Raw genomic sequence first — 13,618 nt, 5'->3', positions numbered from 1 at the left:
CTAAATGACAAGAAGATCAGACAACTCTCCGACATAACCAGTGACATCAATGATCGCATCGGTATCTGAGGAGAAGCCAGAAACGCTGTTGTTCAAGGCGAGGAAGGTTCGCATGCCGACATAGCCATCGATGACTGTGAAGAAAGCAGCACTGCCAGATGGGAAGCGAGCTGAATCAAGATGCTGACGCAAGGAAGCAGAATCAAGGCCAGGAGCAATGCCAGTGACAAAGATTTGATCGGGAGCTACAGGATAAGGAGCATCAATGCGGTCAACTGACATATCAAAATCTGTAATCGTATCATAGGCAGAAAGACGTGAATCGACGTAACGTTCATAAAGGAAGGTATCAATGCCAGGAAGACCTGTTAAAACATCAGAGCCTCCTCTACCAGCAAGTACGTTGTCAGAGCTGGTTCCATACAAGTGATTATCAGCAGCATTACCAAAACCATTCACGGGCTCAATGCCCGAAAGATAAAGTGTATCAAGCGAATCAGGCAGAACGATCGATTGCGAGGATGTAATCGGCTCAAGCAGATCGTTGACATGAACCACAATCTCACTTTCAGAGATCAAACCGCTGGCATCAGTAGCTCGAACCAAAAAGGAATAAGAAGGTTGCGATTCGAAATCGGGCGAGATATCAAGCAGAAGCTGATCATCAGACAGGGAGAATAGAGAAGCATCAACAACATTATCGGAATCTGCATCTGCATCTGCATCTGCATCTGCATCTGCATCTGCATCAACGACACCGCCGACATCGGCAACAACAACCCGAGGCATCAATATTTCAAAAGAAACATCAGCAAGATTTTCTGGATCGGAAGAACGTATGGTGCCCACGAATGAGCCAGGGGGAACATTCTCATCGACTGAAGAGGATGTGAGCACAGGTAATGATGGAGGCTCATTGATATCGATGACTCCAAGCTCAAATCGTTCAATAATTGAATGGCCATACTGGTCGGTAGAACGAATCCTGAGATTCAAACTAGAATCAGTTTCAAAATCAATAGGGGCACTGGTGATCAAGGAATCCCCGGAAATTGCAAACAGATCATTATCCTGTGCACCAAAGCCATCATCCAAAGTATAAGTAAACTGGTCATCAACGTCGGGATCTGAAGTTGAGAAGGTTAATACAGGAGTGCCAGCAGGAAGATTCTCCTTGAGCTCAGAAGCACTTAAGGAAATAGACTCCGGGGGATGATTCAAAGTAAATTCAATATCCTGCTGTACAGATGCCCCATCGAAATCAGACGATATCACACTGACTGTATAAGAGGACTGTTCAGCAAGATCAACCGAAGGCTGAAGCTTAAGCTTATTGCCCAGAAGGAAGAAGGAATCATTGTCGTGAGCACCATCAGGCAGAGAATAGCGATGGAAATCACGAATATCATCATCGAAGGTCGAAAATTCAGCCACAGTGGATCTGGATTCAGCAGTACTGCTGAGGAATTGCGTGGAAGAAGTGATCAGATACGGAGCGTCGTTGAGATCAACAACGGAAATTTCAAACGATTTCTCAACACTTGAGAGACGACGGTCAGCAGCACGCAAGCGAATATTAAAGAGTGATTGAGATTCAAAGTCAGGACTCTGTTGTATAAGAAGTTGATCGCCTGTAACATTGAACAAGTGGTTGTCATCATCACCTTCACCAGAAATCAAGGAGAAGGAAAGGGAATCACTGAAATCTGGATCAAAAGCATCGATGGTCGCAACACTTACCTTGGCAGGAACATTTTCATCTATAGTTTCAACTGAAACGGACAAATCAAAGGGAGCTTCATTGAGATCAGGAACAAAAAGATCGAATGAACGTTCAAGCTTAGTGCCGTAGGAGTCAAGAGACTGGAGACGTACTGTATAGTCATTCCTCTGCTCATGGTTGGAGTAAAAATTAATCAACAATTGATCATCGGATACCAAGAACAATTGATTGTCATTCGATCCATCGCCAGAAACCAATGAATAGGAAACGTCGCCAGCGACGTCATTGGTTGTAGAGAGAGTAGCGATAGAGCTTAGGGGATACAATCCTTCTGGAATATGGGTCGAAGAGAGAGATACCGTTGGAACGATCGAAAGGGAAATATCTTGGACAAAACTAACTCCGAGGGAATCAATCGCCTCTAGGGAGAAAATATACGGAGAATCAATCAGAGTACGTGCATCCGTATCGAGGAAAAGACGATCCTCAACCAAAGTGAAAACGCCATCAATAGGTTCGCCAGCGGCTGTCACTGACAGCAGAGAGAACGAAAGAGAATCATTTGTGTCTTGATCAATGCCTGTCAAAGAGGCAACAAGCTGATCGGCAAGAGCATCCTGCGGGATATCAGATGTTGAAGCAAAAATAGCAGTCGGCGGATCATTGCTATCCGAAACAGAAAACTCAAATTCACGGTCAACGAGGGAACCTGTTGAATCCTCTGCTGAAAGTTGAACTCTGTGAAGTTGCTGCTGCTCAAAGTCAAGCAACTCACGTAAAACCAGACGATTGCCATCAACCTCAAAAGCAGAACTGGAGGATGATGTAATGTCGAAGGTAATATCTGATGTCGATTCGCCACCAGAGATCGATAACTCAGCAACAGAGGCTCCAATCGGAAGGGCTTCAGAAAATTGCTCTGATGAAGAAAGAATCGTTGTGGGCAACTGAAAAGTAAGAGTCTGCTCAAAGGTCTCGCTATAGGAGTCTGTAGCCTTCAGACGAATTGATAAAGAAGAACGATCAAGAGAGTCAACAGGAGCCGAAAGCAGGAGCTTAGAACCAGACACAGTGAAGAGATTGTTATCGGAATCACCCAGGCCATTGACCAATTCGATACTTACGGAGTCATCATGGTCGGGGTCCAGGACATGCAACCAGGCAACAAAATCACCAGCATTCTTTGATCTGGGAATGACTGAGCCGGAAGAGCTGATCTGATAAGGAGGATCATTGATAACAACCGGTGCCTCCACAACATCTTGCACGGAAAGTTCAAAGCGGCTAACAACGGAAAGGCCGTTCTGATCAGTAGCGCGAACTCTAATCTGAAGAATATCGTCTTCCTCAAAATCAGCCGGAACTCGCGTCAGCAGATCGTTGCCTTCAATGGTGAACATGTCATTATCTCTCGCACCAAGCCCCGGAGCGAATGAATAAACAAACTGATCATCAAGATCAGAATCAAGAGTTGAAAATGACAGCACGCGATTACCGACTTCAAGATTCTCAAGAAGCTCAAGTTGGGAAGCAAGAATATCTGTAGGGGCATGATTCACAACAAAATCAAGAATCTGATCTACTGTTGCCCCAGAACGATCAAAAGACCGAAGGTGAACTGAATAAGAATCCTGATCTGAAATATTAACATTAGGCATTAGTTTCAAACGACGACCCGACAAAGAGAAAAGATGGTTATCCATAGAACCATCAATAAGAGTTAGAACATGTCGATCATTGGCATCCTGGTCATTCGTAGTAATGTCGGCAACGGATGAACGTGCAGGGGCATTTGCATTAATGAATAAGGTTGAGGCAATGATCGAAGACGGAGAATCATTAGTATCCTCAACGTTAAGTTCGAAAGAATCAACAACATATAAACCATCGCGATCTTCAGCCTGCAATCGAACGCTGAAACTGGATTGACTTTCAAAATCAGAGCTACCAATCATCAGCAGTTGATCGTCTTCAACAATAAACAAATGATTATCATCATCTCCATCACCAGCAACTAGGGAGAAGACAAGAGAATCGTCAATGTCAAAATCATCGGCATTTAACAATGCAACCAAAGACATTGGTGCATTGTTCTCAATTAAAGCAAATGGTTCTATAGACAAGTCGAATGGTGCTTCGTTAAGATTGGGAACAGACAGCTCAAATGCACGTTCAAGCATCTGACCATTAGAACCAAATCCCTGGAGGCGGATGTTATAAGTGGATTTGAGCTCATGATCAGGAAAGAAATTAATCCGGAGCTGATCCTGATCAATGGTGAATCGATGATTGTCAGAGGAGCCAGCACCGGAAGTAAGTGAAAGCTCACTCAGTACAAGATCATCGGAGCTGGATGAAATCGTTGCAACACTGCTGAATGGCGTCAAACCTTCCGACAGAAGATCATTGCTCAACGTAATCGTGGGAACCAAGGAGAAAGCCAATTCACGCTCATAAGCCAGGCCGAATTGATCGGTAACCTGAAAACTAAGGTTGTAAACATCATGCTCAAAATTAACAGCGTCGGAAGCTAGAAGGATCTGATTACCATTAAGTACAAATAAACCCTCATACAAAACTCCATCCGACTCAACAGAGTTCAAGGCGAAATTGAGGATATCAGCAGTATCCTGATCAAAGCCAATCAGAGATGCAACAAAAGAACCTCGTTTAGCATTCTCTTCAACAACTGTTGTGGAAGCCTCAAGATGATAGGGGGCATCATTCTGATCGAATACATCGTAAGAGAACTGCTTCTGCACAACCTCACCGGTATCCAATTTGGCGATAACGGTTACGCGATGGATAGCAAAATCTTCAAAATCAACCTCAGTGTCAAGAATCAATCGATTGCCACTGATGGAGAAAATACTATTTGATGGATTTAGTAAGGAGAACTCGACTCCCGTAGAATCATCTAAGCCGGTAATGGAAAGCTCCGCCACTGTTGATCCAACCGGCGTAGACTCATTGAATCCAACTGATGTACTAAGAATAGAGTTCGGCAAAGTAAAGACAACATTCTCCTCATGGAACGAACCAGCAAGGTCAGTAACACGAAGACGCACTGAGTATTGTGTTTGATCAGCAAAGGCTGGGTTAGTTGCCAGAACCAACTGGTTGTCAAATATTTCAAATTTGTCATTATCTATGTCACCATCACCAACTGCCAACGAAAAAGTAAACTGGTCCAAATTATCGGGATCCAAGACATGTAACCAGGCAATGGAGTCTCCTGAATTCGTATCCCTAGAAATAACAGAAGAAGAAGCTTGAATCGCATAAGGAGGATCATTTGAATCAATTACTGAAAGTGTAAAATGATCCTCAAATGTAAGGCCTCCAGAATCGGCAACCTGCAAACGAAGGCGATAGCTATCCTTCAACTCAAAGTCAGCATCAACATCAACAATCAGTTGATTGTCGTCAATCGAGAACAAGTCATTATCCTTATCACCAAAACCCTGTGCAAAAGAAAAGCTAAATTGGTCGTCAACATCATGATCCTTTGCTCCAATCAATGCAACCGGAGTAGATGCGGGGTGAGATTCAGAAAATTCGGTAGGAGAAATTGATATAGCATATGGGGCATCATTCATATCCGAAACAGTGAATGTAAAATCCTCAACCAAGGAAAGACCACCACGATCAGTTACTTGTGCGCGAATCACATAAGTAGACTGCTGCTCAAAATCAAATGAGCGGCGAGATCTCAATTGGTTACCAACAAAATAGAAGTGGTCATTATCAGTGCCCTGAGCTCCATATAACAATGAATAAGAGAGATTATCATCGTGATCGGGATCTGACGAAGAGAAGGTAGCGACAATAGAACGACTAGGAAGATCCTCGGGGAAAACAGATGTAGAAGCAATGAAATCAGTAGGTGCCTCATTACTATTCAGAACATCAACATTAAATGTAGTCTCCAAGGAAAAGCCATCACTATCTTCAGCTAAGATTGTGACCGATTGGATCGCTGACGTCTCAAAGTCCAAAGACTCAAGCAACAGAAGGGAAGAACCATCGATTGCAAACACAGGCGTATCGGCCTGATCATCAGAGCCCACCAGACTGAAAGTCACATCACGATAAGACTCAGGCCCAACGAGGGAAAGAGAAGCAATGGTGGCATTGACTTGGGCAGCCTCTGAAATAGTATTGTTTGAGATTTGTAAATAAGTAGGGGCTGATTGAAGAGTAAAAACAAGATCTTGGTTATAAACCAAGCCGTCTTGGTCACTGACCTGTATAGGGAGAACAAACTCTGATTGAGAGAGAGAAGCAGCATCAGCAGTCAGAATTAATTTATCACCTTGTAAACGGAAGTAATCAACATCTGAAGAGCTGGGGTCGGGAGAAAAACGATACTTAAAAATACTGTGTTGGTCAGGATCAACAGTAGAAAGCACAGCTACTGTTGACTGTGATTCAGCATCATAAACAATCTCAGTCGAAGAACTGATAAGGGAAGATGGGGGCTCGTTAATATCATTAACCTGAAGATTAATCATAGAGTCGACAAATAAACCCTGTTGATCAGTAGCTCGCAGAAGAACCTGATAAGCAGACTGAGTCTCGAAATCGGGGGAGAATAAAATATTTAGACGATCATCATCAATATTGAAGTTCATCTGGTCCTGATCTGAGTCAGAGATCAGGCTGAAAGTGATGGAGTCTGAGAGATCAGGGTCGTCACTGGAAAGATGTGCCACTGTGGAACCAGAAGGCAACCCCTCTTCAAAATCAAATGACGTAACAATAATATCTGTGGGTGGCTCATTTAGATCATTCACTGTCAGTACAACAGGCTGATCAACAAATAATCCAGAACGATCGGTAGCCCTGACGAGAAGCTCATATTGTGGTTGAGCCTCAAAGTCAGGAACAGTATTGATGATCAACTGATTCTCTACAATAGAAAACAGGGAATTATCATTAGAACGCGAGCGGAAGAATGGAAGACTTAAATGAACTTTGTCATCAGCATCAGGATCGGTGGAAATGAGTTGAGCCACAACAGTGCCTGGGTCTATAGCCTCATCCATTGAAAGAACAGAAGAAACAATGGATCCAGGCTTCTCATTAATATCTTGAACAACAACATCAAAGAATTGCTCAAGAACTACACCATCGGAAAAGGCAGATTGGATTCGAACGTTATAGGAAGACTGACTTTCAAAATCAACCGGTGAATTCAGAATTAACTGGTTGCCATTAATCACAAATAAACCGTTGTCCTCGGATCCAACTCCAGCGACCAAGGAATAGTCAACAGTATTACCAGTTCGAACTGAATCGGTCAAAATGATTGCTACAAAGGTTTGATCTAAATCACTTTCACGAATCGTGTCATTGGAAATGAAAAGGTTACCAGGCGAGGGAATAACGTCAAACGTAAAGTCTCGGATGATCGAGAGACCACCTTGGTCGGTTGCCTTAACGCGAACGACATACTCATCCAGACCAAACGTCGACGGACTTTCTAACAGAGTTAACTCATTACCATCAAGACTGAAGAGATGATTATGCAGCAAATCAACTTCGGCAAAAGAATAATCGTTTCCAGTAGTCGACGAATCGGAAACAAGTTCGAAATCGATCTCATCATTACGATTAGGATCCAAAAACGTGAAGGATGCAACAGGCGTGTTGGGGGATGTGACATCGGAGAAAGCAGCATGACTAACAAAGATATCCGTAGGCGGTTGATTCAACGTGAAGTCAAACTTCTTCGTGATTTCATTGCCATCAATAGCACCTTTCAAACGAACCGAGAAAGAGTCTCGCTCAGTCGAGAAAGGATCAAACAAGGAAACATAAGGATCATGACCATCAGCACCAATCAGTAAGCCGTCATCAGAGGAACCACCATCCTGTACAAAATAAAGATCAAAAGACTTGAGATCAGAACGGTCTTCATTGATAACGAGACCCTCTAATGTATGGAAATCACCTTCAACAAATTGCTCCGCAATCCTATGACCGGAGAACGGATCTAAAATTTGAAGATACGACCACCCATCGCCATTACGCACACCATCGACATATGCACTCCTACCATGGAGAGAGGCAAGCACAAAGTCGTTATCCTCATAGGTCAGTGAAGCAAGTCCGCGGAGGTCATTGACACCAGTTTCAATCGTATAAATCAACGAACCTGCCACACCATTGAAAAAGTCAAAAACATGTATCTCACCACTATCTTCTTCTCCAACGTAAAGACGTGAAAGGTCGGGAGACAAAGAAAGTGACTCGTAGCCGTTATCAGAATCTAGCGAGTTGATAAATGGTAAAGATTGCGTGCTGAGAAGCAAAACCTCACCGTCATCATTGATTGGATTGCCAAGACGATCGAGAGCAAATTCAAACAAATGGGGGTGTTCATCAGCATTGAAGTTTCCCTCATCAAGAACAAAGAGTGACTGCCGGCTGGGATGATAAATAAGAGCTTGAGGATCGTGAAGCTCATCAGTCAATGAAAAGTATTCAAGTTCGAAAGTTGGGGATATTTGTAAGAGATATTCAGGCTGAGGATCATCAGAGATCACGTAGAGGTAATCTCCATACTCAGTGGGGACAGAAACGATATCGCTAGCCTCAAAGCCAGAACCAAGATTTAAAGATGTATGGGCATCCAGCTGAATATCATTAGGATTAATCGTGAATGAGTTACCAATAGATCCGCCTGGGCGAGCCTGGAATTGATGGTCTTGAAGCCCATTTAAGCCTGGTAAACGTAATCCCATAAGCCAACCATCATCATCAGAACCTTCATCGTTCACCAAGAAAAGATCAAAGGGACTACTGGCTGTAGACCTAGGGTTAGGGGTTAGACCTTCAAGATTATTGAAATCACCAACCACGATCTGATCAGTGATCCGAAGGCCGGATTGAACATCAATTAACTGAAGAAAAGCTTGCCCACCACCGAGTCTGAAACCGTCAGGCTCGGAATCCTTACCATGCAAAGCAATGAGAGCTGGAGAGCCATCAGGTAAGTCAATCGATAGGAGACCGGAAAGGTCATTAACACCACTATCAATGACTCTGATCAGTTCCCCAAGCGAGCCGTCACTAAAGTCGTACTGATGAATAAAACCAGAGTCTTCCTCTGCTAAATAAATAGATTGATAATCACGAGCAAGTACAACAGACTCATAACCATGCTCAGATAGAATCTCCAGTCCGAAGGGTAAATCCTGCACGCTCAGAAGCTGAGCCTGATCATCAACCAGAATAACATCACCTTCTTCATTAACAGCAAATTCAAATAACTTGGAAGGTACGCTTGAGGCGAAACGACCCTCATCAAGGATAAAAAGTGATTGTGTTAATGGATTAAAGAAAACACCTTCTGCCTCAATATCAGAGGGAAGTGGAATGTAGGTTCGATTACCAGAGGAATCAAGGCGCAGCAGAGACTCAGGCTGCGGATCGTCGGATACAATATAAAAGATATGATCATCATCGCGGACAATCGTTTCGATATCACTAGCCTCGAAACCAACTCCCAGTGGGGTTAATGAGTGAGCATAGGCATTGTAATTGCTGATATCATCACTGGAAGAATCAGGAAGGTTTAAAGGTACAAATTTCAGATAGGAGCCATCAAGAATGAAGAGAGCATTATCATCGTCGCCTTCCCCTTCAACCAATTCAAAAGTCTGTGGTTGATCAACCAAGAGATCACTAATGGAGAACTCTAGAAGAGAATCATCAACGTCCTCTGGAAGATTAAAAATGTCTGTTGAGGACAGCAACACAGAGTCCTCCAACTCGTTCATCACATTCAAAGCAAAAGTCTTATCCACGGACAGGCCGTTGGAGTCTGTCGCAGAAATACGGACGGTATATTGGGATTGCTCTTCGAAATCAGGGGAGTGGTTGATGACAATCTGATCATCAACAATTTCGAAGTGGTCGTTATCGGAATCACCATCGCCTTCAACAAGGGTGAATACATGCGAATCCCAGTCATCAGGATCTAGAGCAACCAAAGACCCAATGGGAGTTTGGCCGGGAATAGACTCACTAAAGACATCATCTGACAAAAGAATATCGGTAGGGAAATGATTGACAGAGAAAGCAAAGGTTTTGTAGACGAAGCCACCGGCTGCATCAATGGATTGCAGACGTATTGAATATTCAGGTATGTCGTCATAAGAAGCGAGAGATTGTACAAGGATCAGCTGATCATCTTCAATAGAAAAGAAAGCATTATGGGTAGAACCTGCTCCAGCAACAAAACTGTATGCGAAAGAGTCAGTGATATCAGGGTCGACAGATGAGAAGGAAGCGATGGAATCACCGACAAGAGAACTTGAATTGACACTTGTAGACGAAGTTAAAATATTTGTGGGCGGCTCGTTAACATCAATAACTGGGAAAATCAATACTTGCTCAGAAAGTAGGCCGTTTTGATCAGCGGAACGAAAGCGGAGCGAATATTCTGACTGCTCTTCATAATTAGGCGATGTAAGAACCCGCAAAAGACCATTGCTGATCTTAAATTTATCATTGTCGTTATCACCAGTTCCATTCGCAAGCGTAATGGAGTACTTAAGCTCTGGATCTGGGTTGCTTGCGGAGAGAAATGAAACGACAGCTCCGTCCTCTACATTTTCAGAAATTGAAGTGGTGGTTGACTGAATGACCGTAGGCTCCTCCAGGTCATTGACTGAGAGGGTAACCACCTGCTGGTGAATTAATCCGCGAAGATCAGTGGTTTGAAGGCGAATCGTGTAAGAATCCTTGATCTCATAATCAGCAAGATGGTTGATGAGCAAACGATTATCAGAAATCTCGAAAGAATGATTGTCGACATCACCAACACCAGTGACAAGTTGATATGAATGCGAGTCATCCTGATTGCCATCGTGTGTCGAAAGTGTCGCTACTGAAGTGTACTCGACTAAATTCTCATCAAAAGAAACAGACGAGAGTAAAATCTCCTCAGGTGATTGACTAAGGGCAAGCTCAAAAGTTTTTTCAACAGACTCACCATACTTGTCAGTACTGCGAACACGAATATGATAGGAGTCCTGTTTCTCACGAAGTGATTTCTTGAGTCTTAATTTATTGCCAGAAATTCTGAATACCAGATTATCATCGGAGCCTGCACCAGAAGTAAGTTGATAACGGAAGCGATCATCCTCATCCTGGTCAATCGTCGAAAGCTCGGCAATTACAGAGCTTAAGGGAGTTGTATCATCAAATATCGATTCAGACAGCTGAATATCTGTTGGAGTCTCATTAACATCATTCACCGAAAGGGTGATGGAGCGTTCAAAGGAGAGGCCATCCAAATCGGTCACGGATATACGGATCGAATAGGAGTCCTGCTCTTCATAATCAACAGAGGCCTTTAAGCGCAACTGGCTGCCAAAGACTTCGAACGCATCATTATCATCGTCTCCGTCACCGCTAACCAAAGCAAAAGAATGCTCATCAACGAAATCTTGATCAACGGCAGTAAGAAAGGCAATTTTCCTCAGGAGCCTCGTGTCTTCATCAAAGTTAGTCGTGGAAAGCGATATGCCTGTAGGCGCTTCATTCTGGTCAACAATATTCAGAACCAGTGATTGTTCACTATAAACACCCGAGGATTCCTCAACGCGAACTCGCAAGTTATACTGAGATTGAAGCTCATAATCGGGTGAATTCAAGAATTTAAGCTGGTTACCGTCGAGGCTAAAAGCCTCATTATCTTCGTCACCGGGGCCAGAAACAAAGGAATATGTGATTAGGTTGACTTCGCTAAAGTGACTATCTGAAGCAAACGGGTCTACAGAATTAACGACAGATGGCGTAGAGCTGACGTTGAAATTTTCCGTAATTGTGTCGTCAGACAGAGAAATAATACGATGAGCATCTACAACCGAAACACTGTGGACAAGCAGGTCACGCACACCATGGTTCGGTTGGTTATTAAAGTCACCGTTCGTCGAACCAGTGAGGATCAGACGTCCATTGGATGTTGCAACGAGATCTGCAACAAAATCTGCTTGAGCAGTTCCCGTCTGGAAGTTCCATAAGCTGCCGCCGTCATTGGACAAAGCATGAATTGTGAAATCGGTATAGCCGTTGTTCGACTCACCACTGAGCTCACCTTGAGTGGTTGCAGCAAGGTAAAGATCGCCATGATCAGCCAAGGTAAGAGAAGAAGCGGAATCGTCTTGGGTTGATCCAAACGTACGTATCCAAGACTGATCACCATCAATTGTGAAAGAACTTATAAATAGATCTGAGCCTGATTCGTCAGAATCCTGCTCTGAATCAACAAACTCTGGGCCAATATTACCCGCAACGAAAACATTTCCTATTCCGTCAGGCACAAGTGTTGTCGCACGATCATCACCACGACTACCAATCATACGGACCCAGTCGAGGTGTCCATCACTGTCTATACGGGCAACAAATCCATCCGAAGAACCCAAATTGCGCTCACCATTGAGATCGCCATTTGTAAAACCAGCAAGATAGAGATCAGAATTTTGACCTGAAACAATATCAAGAGCCACATCATCTTGATCAGTACCAAAGAGATTGACCCAAACCAGTTCACCAGCTGAACTGTATTTAGCGATGAAAATATCCTTTCCACCTTGATTCAATTGTTCGTCACCATCACTCGTCGTCGATCCTGCTACATACACAAATCCATCTGAACTTGTTGTTGTGGCATAGGCAATCTCTTCGCCAAAGGATCCACCGAGGCGAGTCCATAGGCGAATACCGTCAGACGTATATTTCGATAAAAAGAAGTCCTTATAGCCAGCATTGACCTCACCGTGAAGCTCAGCAGAAGCGGTTACACCAGTAATATAAACTTCATTAACAATACCTGATGTAATACCGTAGGCCAGCTCATTGCCAACATCACCGCCTCTTATAAACCAATCCTGGGTACCATCAGGTAGATATTTAACAATGAAGTAATCAAAAGACCGTTCTTGTGTTTCCGCGTCAACAACGTAAGTGTTACCTGCGATCAAAGCAGAACCAGCATTATCGAGATGAATGGCATGTCCGGCTTCGTAGGACTGACTTCCAAAAAGATCAGTCCAGGCATAAGCAGGGATGAAAACCGGAGCATCCGGATCGATAATCTCAAGCGTGACAGGTTGCTCACTACTGTTGCCTGAGAAGTCAGTTGCTACAACAGTAAATTGATAAGTTGATTGAAGATCAAAATCAGGATCAGATATCAACCTAACCTGACCAGACATTTGATTCAGAGAAAAGAGGGCAGCATCATCATTATTATTATTTGATTTCAATGCATAACTAACGTTCGAATCGTCAGGTGTGATTGCATTGTATACACGTTGATTGGCACCAGTATGTTCAGCAATGGAATTAGCAACCGAACCTGAGATGAATGATGGGGCCGAGGCATCAATAACAACAAGGAGTTCCTCCGAATGGTCGGAAGGATAAGCTGCTGCGTACGATGATCTGGCGGTGATGGAGTGAAGACCATCGGAGAGGGCTGACGAGGAAGGGACTCGAAATGTCCAATGACCATCAGAATCGGCAATGGTGTGCCCGAGGCTAATACCGTCAGCAAACAGTTCTACAAAAGTTTCTTCTTCAGACGTACCTGTAAATGTAGGTGTGGTCAGCGACGTTAAATCATCTTCGTCAGATGGACCGGTATCACTGATAGCAAGCAAATCTGGGACAGACGGAACTGGAGGAGGGGTATCGTCAACATCGAGAACATCGAGCTGAATCTCAAGATCAGCACTATTACCAGCATTATCAATCGCAACAACAGTGAATTCATACATATTTTGACTTTCAAAATCAGGATTATGTATCAAACGAATATCACCAAGGATTGGATCAATTAAGAATTCGCCGGCATCATCATTTAGACTCTGCTTGAGG

At 43.5% G+C, this 13,618-nt stretch carries 1 protein-coding gene (only partly in view); it reads right to left on the bottom strand.

The window, feature by feature from the left end:
* Window positions 1–13,618, bottom strand: partial view of an Ig-like domain-containing protein gene (locus SynA15127_RS04805; protein WP_186485216.1) — the 3' portion only. The gene runs 13,511 nt beyond the window's last position; 13,618 of the gene's 27,129 nt are visible here — the last part of the coding sequence; its start codon lies off the right edge, out of view — the gene reads right to left on this strand; it ends in the stop codon at window positions 1–3.

Source organism: Synechococcus sp. A15-127 (assembly GCF_014280215.1).
Classification (GTDB): Bacteria; Cyanobacteriota; Cyanobacteriia; order PCC-6307; family Cyanobiaceae; genus Parasynechococcus.
The sequence above is the reverse complement of the archived record's forward strand: the minus strand, read 5'-3'. Positions and strand labels throughout refer to the sequence as shown.